This is a genomic window from Dactylosporangium sucinum (assembly GCF_014647515.1).
In the GTDB taxonomy this organism is placed as follows: Bacteria; Actinomycetota; Actinomycetes; order Mycobacteriales; family Micromonosporaceae; genus Dactylosporangium; species Dactylosporangium sucinum.
The window spans coordinates 254,454-279,748 of the sequence record NZ_BMPI01000001.1 but is presented as its reverse complement, the minus strand read 5'-3'; the positions used below and the strand labels follow the sequence as shown (position 1 = coordinate 279,748).

General features: G+C 74.3%; 18 protein-coding genes. 6 read left to right on the top strand and 12 right to left on the bottom strand.

Translation table 11 applies throughout. The features are described 5' to 3' along the window. Positions 1–107: 107 nt before the first annotated feature. From thrC to IEZ31_RS00890, 3 genes are read left to right on the top strand one after another with little or no spacing between them, the layout of a single operon-like run. Entirely contained in the window at positions 108–1,319 is a 1,212-nt protein-coding gene (thrC, locus tag IEZ31_RS00900; protein WP_190247730.1) for a threonine synthase, read from the top strand. Further along, positions 1,312–2,001: a FadR/GntR family transcriptional regulator gene (locus IEZ31_RS00895; RefSeq protein WP_190247729.1), complete on the top strand. Its 690-nt coding sequence runs from the start codon at positions 1,312–1,314 to the stop codon at positions 1,999–2,001. Before thrC ends, IEZ31_RS00895 begins: the two co-directional genes overlap by 8 nt. Then, positions 1,998–3,176: a metal-dependent hydrolase family protein gene (locus tag IEZ31_RS00890; RefSeq protein WP_190247728.1), complete on the top strand. Its 1,179-nt coding sequence runs from the start codon at positions 1,998–2,000 to the stop codon at positions 3,174–3,176. The genes IEZ31_RS00895 and IEZ31_RS00890 overlap by 4 nt, the downstream gene beginning before the upstream one ends. Here the strand turns inward: IEZ31_RS00890 and IEZ31_RS00885 are convergent. Genes IEZ31_RS00885 through IEZ31_RS00875 form a run of 3 tightly spaced genes read right to left on the bottom strand, consistent with a single transcriptional unit; the run spans position 3,133 to position 8,385 of the window. Continuing rightward, positions 3,133–4,740, bottom strand: a complete 1,608-nt coding sequence (locus tag IEZ31_RS00885; protein WP_229833886.1) for an N-acyl-D-amino-acid deacylase family protein — start codon at positions 4,738–4,740, stop codon at positions 3,133–3,135. The genes IEZ31_RS00890 and IEZ31_RS00885 overlap by 44 nt on opposite strands. Beyond that, positions 4,733–7,039, bottom strand: coding sequence for a thiamine pyrophosphate-binding protein (locus IEZ31_RS00880; protein ID WP_190247727.1), 2,307 nt, complete (start codon positions 7,037–7,039; stop codon positions 4,733–4,735). The genes IEZ31_RS00885 and IEZ31_RS00880 overlap by 8 nt, the downstream gene beginning before the upstream one ends. After that, a complete protein-coding gene (locus IEZ31_RS00875) occupies positions 7,036–8,385 on the bottom strand; it encodes an amidohydrolase (protein WP_190247726.1) in 1,350 nt (449 codons plus the stop codon). Before IEZ31_RS00875 ends, IEZ31_RS00880 begins: the two co-directional genes overlap by 4 nt. 196 nt (positions 8,386–8,581) lie before the next feature. Between IEZ31_RS00875 and IEZ31_RS00870 the strand changes: the two genes are divergently transcribed. After that, positions 8,582–9,439 carry a fumarylacetoacetate hydrolase family protein gene (locus IEZ31_RS00870; protein WP_190247725.1) on the top strand — a complete coding sequence of 286 codons (858 nt, stop codon included), beginning with the start codon at positions 8,582–8,584 and terminating at the stop codon, positions 9,437–9,439. 50 nt (positions 9,440–9,489) lie between these two features. On the opposite strand, the gene IEZ31_RS00865 is transcribed toward IEZ31_RS00870, so the two are convergent. Genes IEZ31_RS00865 through IEZ31_RS00825 form a run of 9 tightly spaced genes read right to left on the bottom strand, consistent with a single transcriptional unit; the run spans position 9,490 to position 21,072 of the window. Then, positions 9,490–11,355 carry a S9 family peptidase gene (locus tag IEZ31_RS00865; RefSeq protein WP_190247724.1) on the bottom strand — a complete coding sequence of 622 codons (1,866 nt, stop codon included), beginning with the start codon at positions 11,353–11,355 and terminating at the stop codon, positions 9,490–9,492. After that, positions 11,348–12,460 carry a zinc-dependent alcohol dehydrogenase gene (locus IEZ31_RS00860; protein ID WP_190247723.1) on the bottom strand — a complete coding sequence of 371 codons (1,113 nt, stop codon included), beginning with the start codon at positions 12,458–12,460 and terminating at the stop codon, positions 11,348–11,350. Before IEZ31_RS00860 ends, IEZ31_RS00865 begins: the two co-directional genes overlap by 8 nt. Further along, positions 12,460–13,452, bottom strand: coding sequence for a C-terminal binding protein (locus IEZ31_RS00855; RefSeq protein WP_190247722.1), 993 nt, complete (start codon positions 13,450–13,452; stop codon positions 12,460–12,462). Before IEZ31_RS00855 ends, IEZ31_RS00860 begins: the two co-directional genes overlap by 1 nt. Then, on the bottom strand, positions 13,449–14,573 hold the full coding sequence (locus tag IEZ31_RS00850; RefSeq protein WP_190247721.1) for an aminotransferase class V-fold PLP-dependent enzyme: 1,125 nt from the start codon (positions 14,571–14,573) through the stop codon (positions 13,449–13,451). Before IEZ31_RS00850 ends, IEZ31_RS00855 begins: the two co-directional genes overlap by 4 nt. Before the next feature lie 2 nt (positions 14,574–14,575). Then, the gene (locus IEZ31_RS00845; protein ID WP_190247720.1) at positions 14,576–16,459 is read right to left on the bottom strand and encodes a dipeptide ABC transporter ATP-binding protein; all 1,884 of its coding nucleotides are present in this window, start codon (positions 16,457–16,459) and stop codon (positions 14,576–14,578) included. Beyond that, entirely contained in the window at positions 16,456–17,346 is an 891-nt protein-coding gene (locus IEZ31_RS00840) for an ABC transporter permease (protein ID WP_190247719.1), read from the bottom strand. Before IEZ31_RS00840 ends, IEZ31_RS00845 begins: the two co-directional genes overlap by 4 nt. Continuing rightward, positions 17,343–18,344, bottom strand: a complete 1,002-nt coding sequence (locus tag IEZ31_RS00835; protein WP_190247718.1) for an ABC transporter permease — start codon at positions 18,342–18,344, stop codon at positions 17,343–17,345. Before IEZ31_RS00835 ends, IEZ31_RS00840 begins: the two co-directional genes overlap by 4 nt. 4 nt (positions 18,345–18,348) lie before the next feature. Beyond that, positions 18,349–19,908: an ABC transporter substrate-binding protein gene (locus IEZ31_RS00830; RefSeq protein ID WP_190247717.1), complete on the bottom strand. Its 1,560-nt coding sequence runs from the start codon at positions 19,906–19,908 to the stop codon at positions 18,349–18,351. A 48-nt stretch (positions 19,909–19,956) separates the two neighbouring features. Beyond that, a complete protein-coding gene (locus IEZ31_RS00825) occupies positions 19,957–21,072 on the bottom strand; it encodes a mandelate racemase/muconate lactonizing enzyme family protein (protein WP_190247716.1) in 1,116 nt (371 codons plus the stop codon). Positions 21,073–21,514: 442 nt separating this feature from the next. Here IEZ31_RS00825 and IEZ31_RS00820 point away from each other — a divergent pair, with 442 nt between their 5' ends. Next, positions 21,515–22,228, top strand: a complete 714-nt coding sequence (locus IEZ31_RS00820; RefSeq protein ID WP_190247715.1) for a GntR family transcriptional regulator — start codon at positions 21,515–21,517, stop codon at positions 22,226–22,228. Positions 22,229–22,396: 168 nt separating this feature from the next. Beyond that, on the top strand, positions 22,397–25,141 hold the full coding sequence (locus IEZ31_RS58105; RefSeq protein WP_190247714.1) for an ATP-binding protein: 2,745 nt from the start codon (positions 22,397–22,399) through the stop codon (positions 25,139–25,141). The last annotated feature ends 154 nt before the right edge of the window (positions 25,142–25,295 follow it).

The following is a 25,295-nucleotide window of genomic DNA, read 5'->3' as shown; positions in this document are numbered from 1 at the left end:
GACCCAGCGGGTCGCGGCGTACGGGTCCTCAGGGGCGACGGCGGTCGACGATGACGGCAAACAGCAAACATCTTGACGTTTGTTCTTTGGCGTCGTCCAATGGATCGGTGACGGATACCGGGTTGCTGCGGGTCGAGCTGCAATGTGTGCTGTGCGGGGCCGCCCACCGGCCGACGGTCGACGCGTCGGTCTGCCCGCGCCACGAGGGCCTCACCGGCATCCTCGACGTGATCGCGCCCGGCGACGGGACGCGGTCGGGCGCCGGCAGCGATCCTCTCGACCGCTACCGTGCTCGGCTTCCCCTGCCGCCCGGGCCTCGGCGGCTGCCGTCGGGCTACCTCACCGCGACTCCGCTGTTGCCGGCGCCGCGGCTCGCCGCGGACCTCGGTGTGGCCGAGCTGCTCGTCAAGGACGAGAGCCGCAACCCGACCGGGTCGCTGAAGGACCGCGCCTCGGCGTTGGCGGTGGAGCTCGCCGCGCATGCCGGCTTCACCGACGTCGCCTGCGCCTCCACGGGCAACGCGGCGTCCAGCCTGGCCGGTGCGTGCGCCGCCGTCGGCCTGACCGCGCGCATCTTCGTGCCGGCGTCGACGCCGGTCGGCAAGCTGGCGCAGCTCGCCGCGTTCGGCGCCAGGGTCATGCTGGTGCGCGGCAGCTACGACGACGCCTATGACCTGTGCGAGGAGGCGGCCCGCGCGTTCGGGTGGTATGACCGCAACTGCGCCGTCAATCCGTACCTCATGGAGGGCAAGAAGACCTGCGGGCTCGAGATCGCCGACCAGCTCGGCGACGCCGGCGCCGACTGGGTCAGCGTCGCGGTCGGCGACGGCTGCACGGTGGCCGCGCTGGGCAAGGGGCTGGCGGAGATGCGGCTGCCCCGGTCGCCACGGCTGCTGGCCGTGCAGCCGGCGGGCGCGGCGCCGATCGCCCGCGCGTGGGAGCGCGGCAGCGAGGACATCGTGCCGGTGCCGGCGCGGACCGTGGCCGACTCGGTGTCGGTCGGCGCCCCGCGCAACGCGGTCAAGGCACTGCGGGCCGTCCGGGCCAGCGGCGGCGCGTTCCTCACCGTCACCGACGACGAGATCCTCGACGCGGCGCGGATGCTCGGCACCTTGGCCGGCGTCTTCGCCGAGCCGGGCGCCGCGGCCGGGATCGCCGGAGTCCGCCGGGCCCGGGCCGAGGGGCTGATCGGACCCGGGGATCGGGTCGTCCACGTGGTCACCGGCAGCGGCCTGAAGACCGCGACGTCGGTCGGCGCCGCGTTCCCGGAGGTCGCACCGACCCTCGATGCCGTGCGCGCGGTGGTCGGTCTTGGCTGACGACCGCGGGTTCGTCCCCGTGCGCGGCGGGCGGCTGCACGAGGACGTGGTCGACCAGATCACCTACGCGGTCCGGCGCGGCCGCTACCGCCCGGGTGACCGCCTGCCCAGCATCGACGACCTCGCCGTCATGCTCGGCACCAGCCGGCCGACCGTCCGCGAGGCGATCACCCTGCTCGCCGACGCGGGCGTCGTGACGGTCCGGCGCGGTCACACCGGCGGCATCGTGGTGGCCACCGCGATCGTGCCGACCCACGTGCTCGGCCTCTCCCGGACCGGTCACCGCGCGACGCTCGCCGAGCTGACCGAGGCCCGCCACCCGGTCGAGCAGGAACTGGCCCGCCTCGCCGGCCAACGGGCGACCGAGGAGAACTTCTCCGCCATGGCGGAGGCGATCGCGATGCTCGGCCCGGCGCGCGGCAGGCCGGCCGAGTGGGTGCGCGCCAACGACCTGTTCCACTACGAGATCGCCCGCGCCGCGCGCAGCCCCCGCCTGGCCCTCTACTCCCACCAGATCATGGAGGAGCTGGCGATCCTCCTCGACGGGTTCGACGAGCAGTACACCGACTACGCCCACACCGTGCACATCCATGAGGAGACGCTGCGCGCGCTGCGCAGCCGCGATCCGGGCCGGATCGCCGCGGTGATGGACGACCACCTGGGCGAGCTGGAGGAAACATGATCGGGATTGTCGGTGCCCGGGTGTTCGACGCGGTCGACGGCACCGTGCGCGACGCGACCGTGACCATCCACAATGGACTGGTCAGCGCCGTCGGGCCGGCGGCACCGCCCGACGCCACGATCGTCGACGGCAGCGGCATGACGCTGCTGCCCGGCCTGATCGACTGCCACACCCACCTGTGCGCGACCGCGACGACCGACATCATCGCCCAGATGACCGGCGACAGCCCGACCCGCGCCGCCATCCACGCCGTCCGCAACGCGCTGGCCCACCTCGACGCGGGCGTGACGACCGTACGCGACTGCGGCGCGCTCGGCGGCGTCGCGATCGAGGTGGCCCGCGCCGTCGACGACGGGCTGGTCGAGGGCGCCCGGGTGCAGGCGGCCGGGCTCGTCATCACGATGACCGGCGGCCACGGCTACTTCCTCGGCCGCGAGGTCGACGGCGTCGACGAGGTGCGCAAGGCGACCCGGCTGGCCGCGAAGGAGGGTGCCGGCTTCATCAAGGTGATGTCGACCGGCGGGCTGCTCACGCCGGGCGTCACGGCCGGTCGCACGGCGTACGCGCCGGAGGAGCTCAAGGTCCTCGTCGAGGAGGCGCACCACGCCGGGCTGCGGGTCGCGACGCACGCGATCGGCAACGAGGGGATCAAGAACGCGCTGCGGGCCGGCGTCGACTCCGTCGAGCACGGCTTCTACCTCGACGACGAGGCCATCGAGCTGCTGCTCGCCCGCGACGACGTCTACCTGGTGCCGACGCTCGCAGGCGTGGAGTGTGCGCTCGCGTCCGGCGACCGGCTGGCGCCGTGGTTGCGGGCCAAGTCGGAGGCGGTGGTCGCAGACCGCGAGGCCAGCTTCCGGCGGGCGCACGCGGCGGGTGTGCGGTTCGCGGCCGGCACCGACGCCGGCACGCCGTTCAACCGGCACGGCGGGCTGCCCGAGGAGATCGCGCTGATGACGCGGATCGGGCTGTCAGCGGCCGAGGCGCTGGTCGCCGCGACGCGCCACGCCGCGGCGAACCTCGGACTGGCCGACCGGATCGGCACGATCGAGGCGGGCAAGGTCGCCGACCTGATCCTGGTCGACGGTGACCCGCTCGCCGACATCTCCGCGCTGCGCCGGGTGCGGCAGGTCATCCAGGGCGGTGTCCCACGGTCCCCGGCAGCGCACCGGTGAAGCGGCCCGCACTGACCACGGCGGTACCGTTGACGAGCACCTCGTCGATGCCGGCGGGCATGCTGATCAGCGCGTCCTCCCGCACCGCGGTGCCGACGCGCGCCGGGTCGAACACGACGATGTCGGCCCGGTAGCCCGCGGAGAGCACGCCCCGGTCCGTGAGCCCGAGCTGCGCCGCCGGCTCCGCCGTCATCCGGGCGACCGCCTGCTCGATCGGGACCAGGCGTTCGCCGCGGACGAAGCGGCCGAGCATCTGCGGCGCGTACCCCCAGTCGGAGGCGCACATCGCGTGCCCGGCGAGGGGTCCGTCGAGCGCGCCGGTCAGCCCGTCGCCCATCACCAGGAAGTCCGGCTGCAGCAGCGCCCACCGCAGGTCGGCGTCGTCGAAGACGCGCTCGACGACCACGGCGTCGTAGAAGTCGACGTCGGCCCGGCGCAGCACCTCGAGCACCGCCTCGGGCAGCGACATGCCCCACTCGCCGGCGAGGTCGCCGAGCGACCGGCCGACCAGCGTACCGTCGCCACCGTCGGACGCGAGGTAGCAGGTCGCGGCGACGCCGGACGCGAGCGCGTCGACGAACCGTTGGTCGAGGTCGTCGAGGAGGCTCCGGTCGGCGAGCCGGCGGGCCACCTCGCGGCGCGGTGCGTCGCGGATCGACATCGGCACGACGAAGGTCGGCAGCGGGGTCGGGCCGTGCGGGAACGGGAAGACGTCGAGCCGCGACCGGGTCGGGCCGGCCCGGACCACGTCGACAGCGCGGTGGAACAGCGACCGGTCGGTGGCGGTCGGCCGGCGCACGAAGTGCGACAGCTGCAGCCGGCACCCGGTACGCCCGGCAACCGTGACCGCCTCCTGCGCAGCCTCGACGATCCGGTCCGTCCGGTTGCGGCAGTGCGAGGCGTAGAGGCCGGCGCGCTCCCCGACCGGGCCGGCGACGGCGATGAGCTCCGCCGTGTCGGCGGCCAGGCCGGGCGCGTACTCGAGCCCGGTGGACAGACCGATCGCGCCGGCGTCCATCCCCTCGGCGGCCATGCCCCGCATCCGGTCGAGCTCGGCGCGACGAAGGGCGCGCGTCTCGAACCCGGCGACGGCAAGGCGCAGCGCGCCGTGCGCGACGAGCGGGAGCACGTTCACGCCGACACCGCGGCCGCGCAGCGCGTCGAGGTAGTCCGCGAACGTGCGCCAGGTCTGCCGGTCGTCCCATTCCGCCCGCCAACCGGGGATGTTCGTCGGCACCAGCGGGGCCGACCGGTCGGTGACCGGCGCGACGCCGTGCCCGCAGTTGCCGGTCACCACGGTCGTGATGCCCTGCGCCACGCTGCTCTGCGCGCGGCCGTCGACGGCGAGCGTGAAGTCCGCGTGCGAGTGGATGTCGATGAAGCCGGGGCTGACGACCTTGCCCGTGACGACGAGCGTCCTGCGGCCGGCCAAGGCGCCGGGCGCGCCGACCGCGGCGATCCGGTCGCCGTCGACGGCGACGTCGGCGAGCACCCCCGGGCCGCCGCGGCCGTCGACGACGGTGCCGCCGGTGAGCACGAGGTCGTGGTGGCGGGGCTCAGCCATGGAGGCTCAACGCCGACAGGGCCGCGTTGACGATCGCGCCCGGCTGGAGGTCGTGGATCTCGTAGAGGTCGTGGACCGTACCGGACTGGCCGAAGCCGTCGACGCCCAGCGGCACGCACGGCACGCCGAGCGCCGAGCCGAGCCAGGCCATGGTGTGCGAGGCCGCGTCGTGCACGGTCACCAGCGGCGCGCGGCCGGCGAAGACGGTGCGCATCGCGCCGGGCAGTGCCGGTACGCGCGCGCTGCGGATGCCGTCGCGCACGGCGGCCCGCCAGCCGGCGTAGAGCCGGTCGAGCGATGTGACGTCGACGACGTGCACCGCGATTCCCTCGTCGGTCAGCTCGTCGGCGGCCGCGAGCACCTCGGGCAGGACCGCGCCGCTGCCGACCAGGTACACGACGGGCGCGCCCGTGACGGCCTGGTCGCCGCCGTCGCGCAGCCGGTAGGCGCCGGCAAGCACCTGGCGGCGCAGCACCGCGTCGCCGAGCCGGGCCCGGGCCGCCTCGAACGGCGTCTGGTCGATCGGCCGGGTGGTGAGCCGGAAGTAGAAGGCGCCGCGGCCCTCGGCGACCGCGCCGAGGGCGTCGCAGAGCTGCCAGTCGAGGGCGGCGCCGTACGCCGGCTCGGCGAAGGTGACGCCCGGCAGTTCGAGGCCGATCGAGGCGGTCAACGTCGACTGGTGCGCACCGCCCTCCGGCGCGAGGGTGACGCCCGACGGGGTGCCGGCGACGACGAAGCTGGCCCCGCTGTAGGCGGCGTAGATGAACGCGTCGAGGCCACGGCAGACGAAGGGGTCGTAGACCGTGCCGACCGGCAGGAGCGGCTGGCCCGACAGCTCGCCGGCCAGTCCGAGCTGGCCGAGGAGCATGAACAGGTTCATCTCGGAGATGCCGAGCTCGATGTGCTGACCGCGGGGGCCCTCGACCCAGCGCAGCATCGGGTCCGACGACCAGGTCGTGCGCTCGTCGGGGTGGAAGATCCCGGTGCGGTTGATGAAGCCGGCGAGGTTGGTCGAGGTGGCCACGTCGGGTGCCGTGGTCACGAGGTGTGGGCCGACCGCCGGGTCGCGGGCGAGGTCGGTGAGCACCCGGCCGAAGACCTCCTGGGTCGACGCCCGCTGCCCCACCCGTACCCCCGATCGCGCCGGCACCGTTGCCCGCGGACCCGGCGGTGCCGGCCGCGGCGGCGCGGCGGCACGGTCCGCGACGATCGCGCCCGCAGGGGTCGCGGGATCGATGCGGTCCCACTCCGTCGCGACGGTCAGGCCCGTCGAAGCGCGCAGCGCGTCGATCTGGTCGCCGCTGAGCAGCGCCGAATGGTTGCGCGGATGGCCCGCGGCGGGGAGGTTCCAGCCCTTGACCGTGTAGGCGAACACGACGCTCGGCCGGTCGGTCACGCGGTCACACTCGGCGTAGGCCCGCAGCAGCGCCTCGATGTCGTGGCCGCCGAGGTCCTGCAGGAGCCCGGCGAGCTCGGCGTCGGGCACGTCGGCGACGGCCGCGGCGACCTCGGCGGGCGCGCCGTCGAGGAACTGCTTGCGCAGCGGCTCGCCGTCGATGCCGAACAGCGACTGGTAGCGCTCGTTGGGCATCCGGTCGAGCCAGTCGCGCAGGGCCGGCCCGTGCTCCCGGGCGAACGCGGCGCGCAGGCGGGAGCCGTACTTGACCTCGACCACGTGCCATCCGGCGGCGGCGAACTGCGCTGCCCACTGTGCGACGCGGATGCCGGGCACGACCCGGTCGAGCGACTGGCGGTTGAGGTCGACGACCCACATCACGTTGCCGAGGCCGGCGGTCGCGGGGTCGGCCACGGCCTCCCACACGCTGCCCTCGTCGAGCTCCGCGTCGCCGATGACCGCCACGAAGCGCGCCGCCTCGCGCGGGCCGAAGTGGGCGTCGACGTACCGGCGGGTCGCGGCGGCGAACAGCGGCGCGGCGGCGCCGAGCCCGACCGAGCCGGTGGAGAAGTCGACGCCGTCGGGATCCTTCGTCCGCGAGGGGTACGCCTGCAGCCCGCCGCGGCTGCGCAGCCGGGTGAGATAGGACCGGTCGAGGTTGCCCAGCAGGTACTGGATGGCGTGGTACACCGGCGCGGCGTGCGGCTTGACCGAAACCCGGTCGGCGGGGCGCAGGTGGGCGAAGTAGAGGGCGGTGAGCACCGAGACCAGCGACGCCGACGACGCCTGGTGGCCGCCGACCTTCACGCCGTCGCCGGTGTCGCGCTCGCGGTTGGCGGCGTCGACCATCCGGACGGCGAGCCAGAGCACCCGCCGTTCGATGGCGCGCAACGCGTCGATCATGCCGGATCTCCCTGGGCCGGCACCGGTGCGGGCAGGAACGCGAGGGCGGCCCCGACGAGGGTCTCGACCCCGCGGCGCAGCGTGGGCAGCCGGTCCGGTGCGTAGAAGGGCGTGTGCTGGCCGGGCATCCGGGCGATGCGCTCGCGCAGGTCGCCGCTCGCCGCGTCCCAGAGGTCGGCCGCGGTGCTGCCGTAGAACCACATCGACACCGGGATCGCCGGGCCGGCGTAGTAGCGCCCGTCGCCGGGCTCGCCGTAGTAAGCGAAGTCTTCGCTGCCCTTGTTGGGCCACGGCAGGTCGACCATGTCGCCGGACGGGAAGAGGTCGGCGTGCACGGCCCGTACCCGGGCGGTGACGTCGGCGTCGTTGCGGACCGGGAGGGTCTGCTCAAGCAGCTCGATGTCGGGTGGCCGGGGCGCCCGGCCGGCCTCGGCGACGCCGCGCACGATCCGTTCCATCGCGGCCTGCAGCTGGTCCATCACCGCCTCGGACGTGCCGCGCAGGGTGACCTCGAGCACCGCCTCGGCCGGAATGATGTTGGGCCGGGTCCCGGCGTGGACGGAGCCCACGGTCAGCACGGTCATCTCGTCGGGGTCGACCTCGCGTGAGACGACCGTCTGCAGCATGACGATGGTCTGGGCGGCGAGCACCACCGGGTCGACCGACCAGTGTGGGGCCGCGCCGTGCGCGCCGCTGCCGTGGATGGTGATCCGGAAGTTGCGGCACGCCGAGTAGGCGAGCCCGGGCCGGTGGTGCACCATCCCGGCGCGCGTGATGGCGCAGTGCTGGGCGAGCACGACGTCCGGGCGTGGGAAACGGCCGTCCCCGCGGAACAGGCCGTCGGCGAGCATCGCCTTGGCGCCCTGCATCGACTCCTCGGCCGGCTGGGCGATCAGCACGAGCGTGCCGGACCACAGTTCGCGGCGGGCGCCGAGGAGCTGTGCGGCCCCGGCCAGGCTCGCGGTGTGCAGGTCGTGACCGCAGGCGTGCATGACCGGCACGGTGGTGCCGTCGGCGCGGGTGGCGACGGCGGTGCTCGCGTACGGCAGGCCGGTGTCCTCGGCGATCGGCAGCGCGTCGAAGTCGGCGCGCACGGCCACCACCGGCCCGGCCCCGTTGGCGAGCACCCCGACGACGCCGTGGCCGCCGACGCCCGGGGTCACGGCGAGGCCGGCGGCGGCGTACCGCTCGGCGATGACGCCGGCCGTGCGCGCCTCGGCGCCGGACAGCTCGGGGTTGGCGTGTAGGTCGCGGTAGAGCGCGTCGACGGCCGGCAGGACCAGGTCGAGGTCGTTGAGGACCACGCGGGCCCGGCCGGCGGCCTCCTGCGGGGATTCGGTCACCATCGGTTGCCTCTCGGGTGGAGTCCGTGCGCCGATCGGGTCGTTGCCCGAGCCTGTTCGAGCCACAGACTAGCTTTCGTTCTTGGGTCGACTCAAGGAACAGTCGGCACGTTTTCGAAAATCTATTGACTCGTCGAACACATCGGCGTGATGCTGTAGCGGGCCGGCGGCCGGCCCCTCGGTGAGCAAGGAGCGGCACATGCGGATCGCGAACGTCGACGGCCGGCTGACCATCGTCACGGAGGCCGGCGGCATCGACGTCGAGCGGGCGAGCGGAGGCCGGTTCCTGGCGGACCCGGCCGCGGTGTACCCCTGCTGGGCCGAGTTCCGGGCATGGGCCGGTTCGCTCGACGACACCGTTGACGTCACACCCATCGACGAGGCCACGCTCGGCGCCCCGTCGCCACGACCGGCGCAGGTCTTCGCGATCGGCCTCAACTACGGGGCGCACGCGCTCGAGGCGGGCTACGAGATCCCCGAGGTCCCGGTCACGTTCACCAAGTTCCCGACGTGCATCACGGGCCCGCACGGCGACCTGCCGATCCCCGGCGACACGGTCGACTGGGAGGTCGAGCTCGTCGCGGTGGTCGGGACGCGGGCGACGCGCGTCTCCGTCGACGACGCGTGGCGCCACATCGCGGGGCTCACGGTCGGGCAGGACTACTCCGAGCGGCGGGTGCAGACACTCGGGCAGACGCCGCAGTTCAGCCTCGGCAAGTCGTTCCCCGGCTTCGGCCCGACCGGTCCGTGGCTCGTCACGCTCGACGAGTTCGACAACGTCGACGACCTCGCTCTTGAATGCATGGTCAACGGCGAGCTGATGCAGTCCGGCCGCACCCGCGACATGATCGTCTCGGTGCCGGGCATCGTGTCGCGCCTGTCGGCGGTGTGCACGCTGCTGCCCGGCGACCTCATCTTCACCGGCACGCCCGACGGCGTCGGCTCCGGACGGACGCCTCCGGTGTACCTGCGCCCGGGCGACGAGGTGGTCAGCACGATCGAGCGGATCGGCGCGATCCGCCAGCGGTGCGTGGACTCGGTGCACGCCGCCATCTAGGCGGTCCCGCGCCGCGGCGGGCTTTTCTTCCTCGGGGTGTACGGGCGCGGCTACCGGGCCTCCCGCGGGTCCGGGCACAGGTGGCGGTCGAGGAAGCGGTCGACCGCCGCGGCCCGGCGGGCCCGGCTCGACGGGCGGCCGTGCAGGTTCATCAGGTGCCCCTCGCCCGGGATGCGGACGAGTTCGACGTCCCGGCCGAGGGTGCGCAGCGCCGCGTGCATCTGCTCGCTCTGCGCCACCGGGCACACCTGGTCGTGCTCGGCGTGGACGAGCAGCAGCGGCGTGGCGATGCGGTCGGCGTGCACGAGCGGCGACCGGTCCACGAACCGCGGCGACGTCCACGGCCTTCCGCCCATCGCCAGGTCCCAGAACGTCGGTGCACCGGCGCCCGCCCCCCAGGCCGCGACGAAGTCGCTGATGCCGTTCTCGCTGACCGCGGCCGCGAACCGGGTACTGTGCGCGACCGCCCACTGGGTCATGAACCCGCCGTAGCTGACCCCCCAGATCGCCGTGCGCCGTGGGTCCACGGTGGGCAGCGCGGTCGCGGCGTCGACCGCCGCGCACACGTCCGACCAGTCGGTGCCGCCCCAGTCACCGCGGATGGCGGTGGCGAACGCCTCGCCGTAGCCCTGGCTGCCGCGGGGGTTGAGGGTGAGCACCGCGTATCCGCGCGCGGCCAGCCGCTGGACCTCGGCGGTGTACCGCCAGCCGACCGCGCCGTGCGGGCCGCCGTGCACGTTGACCAGCAGCGGCCGGGTCGCGTCGCCGGGCGTCACGGTCAGCCAGGCGTCGATCGCGACGCCGTCGCCGGCCCGCACGGACAGCGGCGCCATCGGCAGGGCGCGACGCGCGGCGTCGGGGTTGGCGTCGGTCACCGCGCGCGAGCGGCCCGACGCCTCGTCGGCGACGTGGACGTCGCCCGGGCTGGCCGCGTCGCTGCGCACGAACGCGACCCGGCCGCCGCCGGCGGTGGGGGACAGGCAGGCGTGGGCGCCGTCGAAGGCAAGGCCGTCGGTGCCCGACACCGGGGCGAACCAGGCGAGCGGGCCGCGCCCGCCGACCGCGACCTCGGCGTAGATCCGGCCGGTCGCCGCCGACCAGACGACGGGCGCGTCGCCGGTGCCGCGCGGGTCGTCGCCGCGCACCGGATTGCCGAGGCCGTGCACCCACGCGGCGGTCAGGTCGGCCGGGGCGTGCCCGGCGCGGTCGGTCAGCCAGAGGCGCAGGTTGACGTCGCCGGCGTCGCCGTGCCGGTGGCTCAGGTAGGCCAGCCGGCCACCGTCTGGGCTCCACGCGAAGCCGCGGACCGGACCCGCGCCGTCGGTGATCCGGGTGACCGGGTCCGCCCCGGCGGCGGCGTCGACATGACACAGGTCGGGCCGCGCGCCGAACCGGGTCGTGAGGAAGCCCAGCCGCCCGCCGTCCGGTGACCACTGCGGTCCGTACGCGTCGCCGGTGACCGTCCACAGCGGACGACCTCGGTCGTCGACCACCCGGATGCGCCGGTGGCGCCGGTACAGGCCGGCCCGGCCGTCGACCCGGGATCCGTCGGGCGACTCGACCAGCGCGACGTGGGTGAACGCCAGCCGCGTGCCGTCCGGTGACCAGGCCGGCTCCGTCACCTGTCCGCCGTCGGCGGTCGCCAGCCGCTGCGCCGCGCCGGTCGCCGTGTCGACCAGCCACAGCGCGGCGCCACGGCACACCGCCAACCGGCGGCCGTCGGGCGACCAGCGCGGCGCGGCGCCCTCGCCGAACCAGGTCGTCGGCCCGCCGCCGGCCGGCACGACGCCGACCCGGGACGCGACGGCGTCGGCGGCGTGGTCGAGCGCGCGTTCGACGTACGCCACCCGGTCGCCGGCCGGCGACAGCCGCGGGTCGTCCAGCCAGCGCAGGTCGACACTCCACTCGTCAGTCACCGAAGTCGAGCACTGCCGTGAGCGGGGAGTCGTCGGTGAACAGCGCGCGGTAGGCCGAGGGCGCGTCGGCGAACGGTACGCGTACCGCCTGCATCGCGGCCAGGTCGAGGCGTCCCTCAGCGAGCAGGCGAACGAAGTGGCCCATGTTGCGGTTCTCGGTCCAGCGGACGGCGTTGACCGGCAGGTCGACGTTGTTCTCCTCGTACACCGGGTCGTAGCGGCCGGGGCCGTAGGCGACCGACGGTACGAACGTGGCCTGTGCGGCGAAGAACCGCTTGCGGTCGAGGTCCATGCCGAAGTCGCCGAGCGCCACCACCCGCCCGCCCGGGCGGAGCAGGTCGAACGCGAAGTTGACCAGCGTACTGCCGGGGTCGGCGGCCGCCACGATCACCGCGTCGACGCCGAACCCGCCGGTCAGCGCCCGTACCCGCGCGAGCCCATCCTCGCCGGTGTCGGAGAGCGTCGCGACGGCACCCAGCGCGGTCGCGAGCGCGAGCCGCTCGGTGTTGGTGTCGAGCGCCACCACGTAGATGCCGGCCGACGCCGCCAGCTGCGCGATGAGCAGGCCCAGCATGCCGCTGCCGAAGACCGCGACGGTTTCGCCGAAGCGGCACCCGGTCCGCCGGAGGGCCTCGATGGAGACCGCACCGAGGGTGACGTGCGCGGCCGCCTCCAGCCGGACCGCCTCCGGCACCGGAACCGTCAGGTTGCGCGGCACGGCGACGAGCTCGCAGTGGTACGCACACTGGCTGCCGCTGCACGCGACCCGGTCGCCGGGCCGCAGGTCGAGCACGTCGTCGCCGACCGCCACGACGGTACCGGCGAGGCTGTAGCCGAGCGACGCGGCGTCGGTCGGCGGCATCTGCGGCATCCGCGTCTGCCCGCGCACCCCGCCCGAGCGGATGGTGCGCCACTCGTACGCCGCGTTGGGGTACTCGTGGGCCTCGGCCACGCTGGTCCGGGTGGCCCGGACGATCGACCGTTCGGTGCCCGGGCTGATCACCGAGTAGCGCGGGCGGACGAGCACGTCACCGGGCCCGGGCGTCGGATCCGGCACCTCCCTGAGGATGATCTCGCCGCCCTGCGCGAGCACCCGGCGCGCCATCAGCGTGCCCCCTGCGCGACGCCACGCGCGTGCGGGCGGACCTGCGGGTTGACGATCGAGGCGGCCCAGCCGGTGCGGAGCCATTCGACGGTGGCGCCGCACACCTCGCGGCGCAGGTCACGCAGCGCCTGCGGCGAGTTGGCCCCCTCGTGCGGGGTCAGGATGACATTGTCGCGGCCGCGCAACGGGTTGTCGGCCGGCAGCGGCTCCTGCTCGAACACGTCCAGCGCCGCGGCGCCCAGCCGGCCGGCGTCGAGCGCCTCCACCAGCGCCTCCTGCCGGACGATGCCGCCCCGGCTGGTGTTGACCAGCGCGGCGTGCGGCTGCATCAGCGCGAGCGTGCCGGTGTCGAACAGGTGCCGGGTGGTCTCGGTCAGCGGCACGTGGACGCTGACGAAGTCGGACTCGCGCAGCAGCTCCTCGAGGTCCACGCGGCGCACGGGCGCGTCGATCGTGGGCGCGACCGGATCGTAGCCGAGCACGTTCGCGCCGAACGCGGACGCGATCCGCGCGACGCGGCCGCCGATCCGCCCCAGTCCGATCACGCCCACCGTGCTGCCGGCCAGCCGCCGGTGCGGTGCCGGCCCGTGGCGCCACAGTCCCTGCTGGCCTTGGCGGTCGCGGTGGACGACCTGCCGGGAGAGCGCGAGCAGCAGCGCGAGCGCGTGCTCGGCGACGTCCTCGGTGCAGTACGACGGCGCATTGGCCACCGCGATGCCGAGCTCCGTCGCCGCCGCCACGTCGAACTGGTCGTAGCCGACGCCCCAGCGGATCGCGAGGCCGAGGCGCGGCAACCGGGCCAGGACGTCGCGGGTCAGGTGCGGCGTCCACTCGAGCCAGATCACGTCGGCGTCGCGCGCCGCGTCGACCAGGGCATCGCCGTCGGCGGCACGGATCACGGTCAGATCGGCGCCGACCTCGGCGAGGGCGGCCACCTCGTCGTCGTACGGCGCGAGATCGCCGACGTACTCGACCTGCACGACCGAACTCATTGCGGGCTACCTCCGGAACTCTGCGGGTGTTGCGGGACGAACGGCGCGAGCACGTCGGCGACGTGCCGGGCCTGGGACATGTCGTTGTAGAGGTGGAAGGAGAGGCGGACCTGAGCGCCGGTGCCGGTGCCGGCCGGCGGCGGCACCGACGTGACGATGTCGGCCGCACGCAGCGCGGCGGCGGCAGCGTCGCGGTCCAGCACCGGGACCGCGAGCACCGACGAGCCGGTCGGTGGCAGCCCGAGCAGCTTGGCCGTCTCGTTGGCGAGGCTCACGCACCAGTCCCGGCGCTCGGCCGCCGGCACGCCCACGAGGAACTCCAGGGCCGCAACCGCGCCGACCCAGGCGTGCCAGGCGAGCGAGACGTCGTACCGCGCCGCCGTACCGGCGAGGTCGGCGAGGGTCGGGCCGTAGTAGTGCGCGTACGCGTCGCCGGCCGACCGCCACGACGCGACGGCCGGCGGCACGCTGTCCCACCGCTCCCGGGCGATCCGCATCAGCGCGACGCCGCGCGGGCAGAGCAGGTGCTTGTACGCCGCGACGAGGACGTAGTCGAGGCCGAGCGCCTCGGCGTCGACCGGCAGCACGCCGGCCGCGTGCGTGGCGTCGACGAGCACGGCGGCGCCGACCGCGCGCGCCGCGCCGGCGACCGCGGGGAGGTCCTGCACCCGGCCGTCGTTGGAGCGCACGTGACTCGTCGCCACCAGCGTGGTCCGCGGGCCGACCTCGGCGGCGAGCGCGTCGAAGGGCACCTGGCGGACGCCGACACCGCGGTGGCGGGCCGCGACGAGCGCGGGCAGCAGCACCGACGCGAACTCGCCCTCGGCGGTCAGGATCTCGTCGCCCGGCGACAGCGAGCCGAAGACGACGCCCGCGCCGACCGAGACGGCCGGCAGCAACGCGATCTCGTCGGCCGGTGCGCCGAGCAGCGGGCCGGCCGCGACCCGGCACCGCTCCGCCTTGACGTCCCAGTCATTGACCCAGTCCGCCGACCCGTCGCGCCACGCGGCGAGCGCGCCCTCCAGCGCGGCGACGGTGCCGGCGGTGGGCAGCCCGTACCCGGCGGTGTTGAGGTACGTGCGGGGCAGCGGCGCGAACTCGGCACGAGCGGCGGGATGCACGGTCAGGACCCTCCACCAAGAAACTCCGCGGCCCGCTCCGGGTTGGGGACCGCCGCGATCAACTCCATCGTGTACGGATGCGCCGGCGCCCGGAGCAGCCGCGTGGTCGGCCCCGCTTCCCGGATCACCCCGTGCTGCAGGATGATCGCCTCGTCCGCGACCGCCCGCAGCACGCCGAGGTCGTGGGTCACGAACACCACGGTCAGCTCCCGCTCGGCCCGCAGGCCCACGAGGAGCTCGAGGATCGACGCCTGGACCGACACGTCGAGCGCCGAGGTGACCTCGTCGCAGAGCAGGACCTCGGGCTCGGCCAGCAGCGCCCGGCCGATCGCGATCCGCTGGCGCTGCCCGCCCGACAGGTGTCGCGGGAACCGGTCGAGCAGGTCCGGCGAGAGCCGCACCTGGCGCATCATCGCGGCGACCGCGTCGCGCCGGTCGCGCCGGGCGATGTCGGGCCGGAACAGCTTCAGCGGCCGTTCGAGCGACTGGTAGACGGTGTGCCGGGGGTTGAGGGTGGCGTCGGGATTCTGGAACACGATCTGGATCGCCCGGCGCAGCGCGACGGGACGCTCCCCGGCGAGCCCCGGCAGGGCCGCACCGCGATAGGTGATCGTGCCCGACGACGGCCGCACCAGGCCGGCGATCGCCCGCAGCAGCGTCGACTTGCCGCTGCCGCTCTCGCCCGCGATACCCAGCGCACGGCCCGCCGGTACCCGCACCGAGACGTCGTCGACGGCCACGAACGGCTCGCCCGAGCCGGGCCGGGCGAAGACGACGCCGACACCGTCGACGGCGAGGATCGCGTCGCCTGCCGTCCCGGCCGCCGGCGCCGGTCCCTCCGCCGGCCGTGCCGCCGCCGTGGCGGGGGCCGGTTCGGCGGCCGGGACGAACGGCGGGAGGTCGTCGAGGCGGACGCACCGCGCGGCACGGTCGCCGGGGAGGATGACCAGCGGGACGTCGACGTCGCAGGCCGCCTGGCGCAGGTGGCAACGCTCGGCGAACCCGCAGACGTGCACCGGCACGGACGGGCGGGGGATGCCGGGAATGCCGTGCAGCGGCCGGTCCGAGGCGATCGTCGGCACGGCGCCGATCAGCGCGGCGGTGTACGGGTGCCGCGGCGCCGCGTACACCTCGGCCGCGACGCCCTGCTCGACGACCTGGCCGGCGTACATGATGGCCAGCTCGTCGCAGACGGTCGCGAGCAGCGCGAGGTTGTGGCTCACGTAGAGCGCGGCGATGCCGGCGTCGCGGGCGAGCGCCACGATCAGCCGGTTGACATGAGCCTGGGTGACTACGTCGAGGCCGGTCGTCGGCTCGTCGAGGATGAGGACCTCGGGCTCGACCGACAGCGCCAGCGCGAGCGCGACGCGCTGCTGCTGGCCGCCGCTGAACTGGTGCGGGTACTTGTGCAGCGCGGTCTCGGGCTCGGGGATCTCGACCCGGCCGAGCCACTCCGCGCTGCGCTGGACGGCCGTCGCCGTGTCGAGGCCGCGGTGGCGGCGGAGCACCTCGACGAAGTGCCGCTGGACGGTCAGCGCCGGGTTGAGCGAGGTGGCGGTGTCCTGCGGCAGGTACGCCAGCCGCGCACCCCAGACCTTGCGCAGCTCCTTGATCGAGGCGCGGTCGAGGTCCTGGCCGTCGAACGCGACCCGGCCGGCGAGCGTCTCCTGGCCCGCGACCCGGTAGCCGAGCAGGGACAGCGCGAGCGTGCTCTTGCCGGATCCGGACTCGCCGGCCAGGCCGAGGATCCGCCCGGGCCGCAGCCGCACCGACACGTCGGCGAGGACCTGGGTCAGCCCTTCGCGCGAGCGGTAGCCGACGGAGAGGCCGTCCGCCGCGAGGTCGCCGTCACGTTGCGCGGTCACCCGCGCGGCCTGCGCCGTCATACCATGAGCCGTTCGTGGATGCGGTCGCCGAAGAACTGCGTCAGCGCGTCGGCGATGAGGTTGACCGCGATCGCCAGCACGCCGATCAGCAGCGCGGGCACGAGCACGCCGACCGGCGAGACGAGCAGGAGCGTGCGGTTCTGGGCCACCATGACGCCCCAGTTGGAGCTGGGCGGCTGCACGCCGAGCCCGAGGAAGCTCAGCGAGGCGATGAACATGATGGCGTACGTGAAGCGCAGCGCGATCTCCACGAGCAGGGTCGGCCCGATGTTCGGGGTGATCTCGCGGAACAGGATCCAGCCCAGCGACTCGCCCCGCGCGCGGGCGGCCAGCACGAACTCGCGTGGCGCGATGGCCTGCGTCGACGACCGGATCACCCGCGTGATGTAGGGGGCGTAGACCACCGCGACCGCGGTGACCACCACCGCGCCGCCGCCGCCGAACGCCGCGACGACGACGAGGACCGCGAGGTACGACGGAATGGCCAGGGCGATGTTGATGACCCAGGTGACCACCGCGTCGACCTTGCCGCCGAGGTAGCCGGAGACCAGGCCGACGAGCGTGGCGACCACCATGGCGGCGGAGACGGCGACCAGCGGCAGGAGGATCACCGAGGCGCCGCCGTGCAGCACCCGGCTGAGGATGTCGCGGCCGTAGGCGTCGGTGCCGAGCCAGTGCTCGGCGGACGGGCCGAGGATGGGCTGGTCGCTGATCTCGTTGGGCGTGTCGGGCGCGACGAACGGCCCGATCACGACCAGCAGCAGGAGCAGCAGGAGCAGTGCGACGCCGAGGCCGCCCTGCGGGATGGCGAGGAAGCTGCGCCACCCGCGCCGGCGGGGCGCTGCGACGTCGCCCGCGGTGACGGTGCGCAGGATGTCGGCGCTCATCGAACTGCGTCCCGGAGCTTCGGGGTCACGTAGACGACGATCGCGTCGGCGGCCAGGTTGGCGATCACGAACAGCGCGCCGATCATCAACGCGAGCGCCTCGACGACGGGCGCGTCGCGTGACGCGGCCGACTGCGCGAGCAACTGGCCCATGCCCGGGAACCCGAAGAGGGTCTCGGCAACCACCACGCCTCCGATCAGACCGGCGAACTGAAGGCCCAGCGCGGTGACCACCGGCGGGGCTGCGTTGGGCAGGATGTGCCGCAGGGACAGCGACGGCTCGGTGACCCCGCGCAGCACCGCCGCCCGCACGTAGGTCTCCGACGCCACCTCGCGGGCGTTGGCCCGCATCAGGCGGATGATGTAGGGCACCGTGCCGAGCGCGATGGTGATGCCGGGCAGCACGTACGCCGTCGGGCTGTCGAACAGGCCGCCGGCGCTGACCGCGGTCGAGTCGACCGGGAGCCAGGCGAGCCAGATCCCCAGCACGATGGCCAGGATCAGGCCGAGCACGAACTCCGGGAACGCCGCGACAATCAGCGTCAGGAACGTGAGCGACGCGTCCCGGCGGCCACGCAGCCGGACGCCGGAGTAGAGCCCGATCGGCACCGCGACGACGACGGTGAGCAGCCAGGAGAACAGCACCAGCACGACGGACGGGCCGAGCCGGGGCGAGATGACGTCCCAGACCGGGCCGTTGGACTGGTACGAGATGCCGAGGTCGCCGCGGAAGAGCCCGCCGAGCCAGTCGAGGTAGCGCACCACGACGGGCTTGTCGAGGCCGTGGATCTGCTGGAAGGCGGTCACCTGGGCGTCGGTGGCGTACTGGCCGAGGATGTCGCGGGCGGGGTCGCCGGCGATCGCGGTCAGCCCGAAGATCACCACGGTGATCGCGAAGAGCGTGACCACGAGCGTGCCGAGCTGGCGGACGAGGTACGGCAGGCGGCGGGGCGCCCTGCGTGTGCGAGGGCGCCCGGCCTGTGCGGCGGTCTGTGTCATGGGGTCAGGCGAGGTAGGCGCCGGCCAGGTACATGTGCGCGCCGTTGGCGGCGGACAGCCCCTGCACCTTGCGGTTCTTGCCGTACACCTGGCCCTCCCAGCCGGGGATCACGTTGGCCGCGGTGTCGTTGACCATCGCGAGCGCGTCGCCGAAGAGCTTCTTCTGCTGCGCCTGGTCGGTGGTCGCGGTCGCCTTGGCGACGAGCTCGTCGAACTGCGGGTTCGAGAAGTGGGTGATGTTGAGGTCGCCGCCCTTGCCGTACAGCCGGGGCAGGGCCTGCGAGACGTGCAGCCGCGCCACGCTGATGCCGATCGCGGGCTTCTTCTTGAAGATGTCGGTGAAGAAGGTGGCGTGCGGCCATGTGATCACGTTGGCGTTGATGCCGCCGGCCTCGGCGGTGCTCTTGAAGCTGACCGCGGTGTCGAGCTTGTCGCCCTCGTAGGCGTAGACGTCGAACCCGAAGGTGCCGCTGACGCCGGCCTCCTTCAGCAGGGCCTTGGCGCGGTCGGGGTCGTAGGGCCGCGGCTGCAGGCCGGACGGGAAGAAGGGGTCGGCCGGCGGGATCGGGATGTCCGGCGAGACGATGTCGATTCCGGGCGCCACGACCGACATGATCTTCTTGCGGTCGGCGGCGTACTGCATGGCCTGGATGATCTTCTGGTTGTTGAACGGGGCGGTGTCGCCGAACATGGTCAGGCCGACCCAGCCGCCGTTCTTGAGCATGTAGGGCTCGACGCTGCCCTTGAGCAGCAGCGTGTTGGCGCCGGTGATGTTGTCGACGACGTCCTGACTGCCGGAGGTCACCGCCTGGAGCCGGGTGGCGTCCTCCGCGATGACCACGATCTGTACCGCGTCGAGGTACGGCTTGCCGTCCTGCCAGTAGCCGTCGAAGCGGGCGAGGGAGGTCCGCGCGGCGGCGTCGAAGCCGGTCAGCGTGAACGGCCCGGTACCGTTGCCGGCCTTGAAGTCGGTCGTGCCGTCCTTGACGATGCTGAAGCCGGCCGCCGAGACGAGCACGGGGATGAAGGCGTTGGGCTTGGTCAGCGTCAGCTTGACCGTGCTCTGGTCGACCGCCGCGATGCCGGAGGGCTGCAGGTAGGGGCCGATCTGCGCCAGGCCGACGGCGGCGAGTGCCGGGTCGAGGATCCGCTTGAACGAGTAGACGACGTCCTGCGCCGTGAGCGGGCTCCCGTCGTGGAACTTCACGCCCTGGCGCAGCTTGAACGTCCACGTGAGCGCGTCGGGGGTGGACTCCCACTCGGTCGCGAGGGCGGGCGTGAGCTGGTAGTTCTCGTCGGCGCGGACCAGCGTGTCGTAGCAGTTGGTCGCGATCAGCAGCGGCATCGTGCCGCTGGCCTTGGCCGGGTCGGCGACCTGGGTCGCGTTGCCGGCGGCAACCGCCCAGCGCAGCGTGCCGCCCCGCTTGGGCGTGCCGGCCGCGCCGCTGGACGACGATGACGGCGTGCCGTCGTCACCGCACGCGGAGAGCCCGAAGAGTCCTGCACCGAGCGCCGCTCCGGCGCCCGCTTTCAACATCGTCCGCCGATTGATCAGATTCGTCATGGGGGTCTCCGATCGCCTCAGTTCATGCGTTGGTGGGTGCTGCGCCGGTCAGCCAGCCGCGTGTCGAACGAAGTCCTCGTCGACCGTGATGCCGAGACCGGGGCCGTCCGGGATGGACATCCGACCGGCGGCGAAGGCGAAGGGCTCGCTCGCGAGCCGGGTGCGCATCGGGTTGTCGAACCGGTCCACCTCGAGCAGTGGGGAGTCCGGCCCGACCAGTTCGGACGGTTCGGGGATGAGGCTGATCGCCTGGAGGGTCGCGGCCAGGAGCACCGCGCCGCCCCAGGCGTGCGGTACGCACTGCCGACCGCGCAACGCCGCGAGGTCGGCGACGAACAGCAGTTCGCCGATGCCGCCGCAGATCGCGACGTCGGGCTGGACGATGTCGACCGGCGTGCGGTTGAGGAAGGCGTCGAACGCGCCCCGCGTCTCCAGGCCCTCGGCCGCGGCGATGGCGATGTCGAGCCCGCCGAGGTGCTCGTACCCCGGGTACGTGAGCCCGCCGCGGTGCCGGATGAGCGGCTCCTCGAGCCACCGGAACCGCAGCTCCGCCAGGCCCCGGGCGACCTCACGGGCGCGGGGCACCGCGTAGGCGCCGTTGGCGTCGACCATGAGATCAACCTCGTCGCCGACCAGGCGGCGGACGTTCGCCAGGATCGGCAGCTCGCGGGTGGGTGCGAACCGTCCGATGCGGATCTTGCACGCGGTGAAGCCGTCGCGGACGGCCGCGGAGACCTCGTCGGGCCAGCTGCGCTCGGGGTCGACGCCTTCGACGTAACCGCCGCTGGAGGCGTAGCCGCGGACGCTGTCGCGCCGGCGGCCGCCGTAGAGGGCGGAGACGGACACGCCGAGCCGGCGGGCGCGCAGGTCGTCAAGGGCGATCGCGATCGCGCTGAGCGCGAGCTGATCGGCGGTCGCGATCCGGAGCTCGTCGATCAGCGGGCGTGCGTCGCTGGCGTCGCGCCCGACGAGTAGCTCGCCGATCTCCTCGATGGTCGCGGCGACGCCCGCGCGGGCGTAGGTCTCGCCCCAGCCGTCGAGGCCGTCGTCGTCCCGTAGCCGGACGAGGATGCTGCGCCGCTCGTGGTAGGTGGCGCCGGACGGACCGGCCGCCGCCGTGACCGGTTGGCGGAGCCGGAACACTTCGACCCGCTGGATCGCCATCGCCCACGCTCCTCGTCGGTGAAGATGCCTGGCAGGCCCCTTGATCGCCGAGTATGTTCAACGCCTATTCGAGGTGTCAATACATTTTCGAATCTCAGCGGTGATCTGTTACATCTCCGGCCACATTCGCGGGCTGCCGCCCGCCGAGAAGATTCCGGTACCGTGTCATTCGCCGGGTTTAGCGGTACCGCGGGGTTGGTCGGATTGGCGACGGTGGGCGGGCACCCGCGGCGGCGCGGTTGCGTGCACACTGAACCGCGTATCGGCGCCGGACGGCCGCGGCGGCGGGGAGTCCGGCGCGGGCCGCCGCCGTGCCGCTGGTGGACGGTTGCCAGGTGGCTGCCGCTGGTGAGCGTGTCCGGATGGCCCTCGGTGGCGTTCGACAACATGCGGCGATTTCGACAATGTGCCGATGTCTCAAGATTCTCCTAGACTGTCAACCATGCCACGCAGTGAAACCCGCGCGGAGCGCATCTACACCAACCTCCGCGGCGACATCCTGACCGGACGACTCCTCCCCGGTCAGCGGCTGCCGTTCGCCGAGCTCGGCGCCCGCTACGGCACGAGCGTTGGCGTCCTCCGCGAGGCGCTGTCCCGCCTGGTCGAGCAGGGCCTCGTGCTGTCGGAGCCGCAGCTCGGCTTCCGGGTCACGCAGGTGTCCGAGGAGGACCTGCGCGACCTGACGAGCACACGCATCGACATCGAGACGCTGTGCCTGCGGCACGCCATCACGCACGGCGACATCGCCTGGGAGTCACGCCTCGTCGCCGCGTACCACACCCTCGACCGCACGCCCGAGCTCGCGTCGACCCAGCCGCCGACCGTCAACGAGGACTGGGCCGCCGCCCACGCCACGTTCCACGCGGCCCTGCTCGAGGGCTGCCCGAGCCGGCGGCTGCGCGACATCGCCGCCTCGCTGCGCGATGCCGCCGAGCTCTACCGCCGGTGGTCGCGCCACCTCGGCGGCGAGGACACCCGCGACATCGCGGGCGAGCACCGCGCCCTGCGCGACGCGGTCCTCGCCCGCGACGTCGAGCAGGCCGAGGCCGCACTGACCCGGCACATCTCCTACACCACGCACGCGCTGCTCGCCTCCGCGCCGGACGACCTGATGACGTCGGACGACGCCACACCCGCCAGCGCCACACCCGCCTGACCCGGTCGCCGGCCGACGCTGAACCCGTAGGGCTCGTGCGCCGGGTTGTGGTCTCCGAGGCCCGGATGTTGCCGGGCTGCGGAGCAGGCCCGCTCCGTCCGTGCCGAGATCACCGGCGCACTGTGGCGGCCCGGCGGACGCTTCGCGCGGTGGGGGATGATGTGGGCCATGTTGCCCGACCGTCACGCCGCGCCGCTCGTCGGCCGCGAGCCTGAGCTCGCGGTGCTGGGTGCGCGCGTGGCCGGGATCCGCGACGGCGGCGGCGCGGTCGTGGTGCGCGGCGAGGCCGGGATCGGCAAGTCGGCGCTGCTGGCCGAGGCGGAGCGGCGCGCGGCGGCGGCCGGCGCTCGGGTCCTGCGCGCGACCGCGGTCGAGTCGGAGACACAGATCACCTACTCGGGGCTGTACCAGCTGGTCAGCCCGGTGCTGGCCCACGCGGACGGCCTCCCGGCGCCGCAGCGGGCCGCGGTGCTGGCGGCGCTGGGCCGGACCGAGGCCGCGGCACCGGACCTGTTCCTGGTGGCGCTGGCGACGCTCAACCTGCTGGCCGAGGCTGCCACGCACGCGCCGCTGCTACTGGTGGTCGACGACGCGCACTGGCTGGACCGGGCCAGCGCCGACGTGCTGGTGTTCGTCGCGCGGCGGCTCGAGTTCGAGCCGATGGGGCTGCTCGTGGCGGTCCGGGAGGGCGTGCGCAGCGTGTTCGACGGAGCCGGGCTGCCCGAGCTCGCCGTCGGCCGGCTCGACGACGACGCCGCGGCGGCGCTGCTCGACGCGGGCGCCCCGGCGCTGCGCCAGGCGGTGCGGGAGCGGGTGCTCGCCGAGTCGGCCGGCAGCCCGCTGGCCCTGGTCGAGCTGCCGATCGCGATGCGGGACGTCGGCGACGGGGTGGCCCCGATCGGGCCGCTGCCGCTGACGCGACGGCTCGAGGATGCCTTCGCCGCCCGGGTGTCGGCGCTGCCGGCGGCGACCCGCCAGCTGCTGCTGGTCGCCGCCCTGAGCGACGGCGAGGTGCTCTCGGAGGTGCTCGCCGCCGCCGCGCTGCTCGGCGGCGAGGCGCCGACGGTGGAGGCGTTCGGCCCGGCGGTCCAGGCGCGACTGCTGGAGGTCGAAGGGGCGCGGGTGTCGTTCCGGCATCCGCTGATGCGCTCGGCGGTCGTCCAGCGGGCCGGCATCGGGCCGCGGCGGCAGGTGCACGCCGCGTTCGCGGCACTGCTGACCGACGACGCGGACCGCCGGGTGTGGCACCGCTCGGCCGCGATGACCGGGCCGGACGAGGAGCTGGCGGCGGAGCTGGAGGCCGCGGCCGGGCGCGCCCGCCGCCGGGGCGGCGTGGAGGCTGCCGTGGCCGCGCTGCGGCGGGCCGCCGAGGTGAGTGCCGACCCGCAGCGGCGCGGAGAGCGGCTGCTGCGGGCCGCCGAGCTGGCCTTCGAGCTGGGCCGCCCGGACCTCGTGTCCGGGCTGCTGGACACCGGCGCGGCGGCGGAGCTCACGCCGCGGCAGCGCACGCGGATGGCATGGATCCGGGGCCGGTTCGACGACGGCGTCGGCGACGTGCCGGCCGGAGCGCGGTCGCTGACCGACCTGGCCGAGCGGGCCGCGGCCGACGGCGACGCCGGCCTCGCGCTGAAGCTGCTGTGGGGCGCGGCGCTGCGCTGCTTCTGGACCGAGCCCGGCGCGGCCATGCGCGACGAGGTCGTGCGGGTCGCCGAGGGGCTGCCGGTCGACGCGCACGACGGGCGGCGGCTGGCCGTCCTCGCGTTCGCCGCGCCGATCGAGTCCGGTGCGGTCGTCGTCGACCACCTGCGCTTTCTGGCCACGCATCCGAGCCGGCACGGGCGGGCGGCCCGCCGGGCCGAGGCCGCGCTGCTGGTGGGCGCGTTCGACCTGGCGGTCGGCTTCAGCGCCACCGCGATCGCGCAGCTGCGCGCGGAGGGCCGTCTCGGCCTGCTGGCGCGGTGCCTGGCGACGCAGGCGTGGGGCGCGGCGCACCTGGGCGACCTGGCCGTGGCCATCCCGGCGGCGGAGGAGGCGGCCCGGCTGAGCCGCGAGACGGCGCAGCCGATCATGTACGCCACGGCGCGCGTGACCCAGGCCCTGCTCGCCGCCCTGCGGGGGGACTGGGACCAGGGCGAGGCCCTGTCCGCCGAGGCGGAGCGGGCGGCGCTGCGGGTGGCCGCCCGGCCGGTGCTGGCGACCGTCTGCCACGCCCGCGGCCTGGCCGCGCTGGCCGATGGCCGCCCCGCCGAGGCGTATGAACACCTGAGCCGCATGTACGACCCCGCAGACCCCGCCTACCATCCGGCGCTGCGCTGCTTCGCCGTCGCCGACCTGGTCGAGGCGGCCGTGCGCGGCGGCCACCGCGGGCCCGTCGCCGACGTGGTGGCGCAGCTGGAGGACGTGGCCCGGGTGACGCCCTCGCCGGCCCTGCACGCCGGCCTGCGCTACGCGCGGGCGCTGCTGGCCGCCGACGCCGACGCGGAGGCGCTGTTCGAGGACGCACTACGGGCGGACCTGGTGCGGTGGCCGTTCGCCCGGGCCCGCGTCCAGCTCGCCTATGGGGGCTGGCTGCGCCGCCAGCGGCGGGCCGCCGACTCCCGCGGGCGCCTGCGCGCGGCCGGGGAGACGTTCGACGCGCTGGGCACGATCCCGTGGAGCGACCGGGCCCGGCAGGAGCTGCGGGCCTCCGGGGAGACGATCCGCCGCCGGATCCCCGCCGCCCGCGAGCAGCTGACCCCGCAGGAGCTGCAGATCGCCCAGATGGCCGCCGACGGCCTGACCAACCGGGAGATCGGCGAGCGGCTCTACCTGTCACACCGGACGATCAGCTCGCACCTGCACCGGATCTTCCCCAAGCTCGGGATCAGCTCGCGCGCCGCGCTGCGCACCGCCCTCCACCCGCAGGCGGCCTGAGCGCTCCGCCCGGCTGCTGACCACATGTCGCCCAGAGCCCCCTGGCCGGCCGCGGCCGGGAACCGTCATGTGACGTACGCGGGCCCGTCCGCGCCCGTCCTAACCTGCGGCTGAGAGGTGCGGGCGGGATCGGTTCGATACGGAGCGGGCGGTG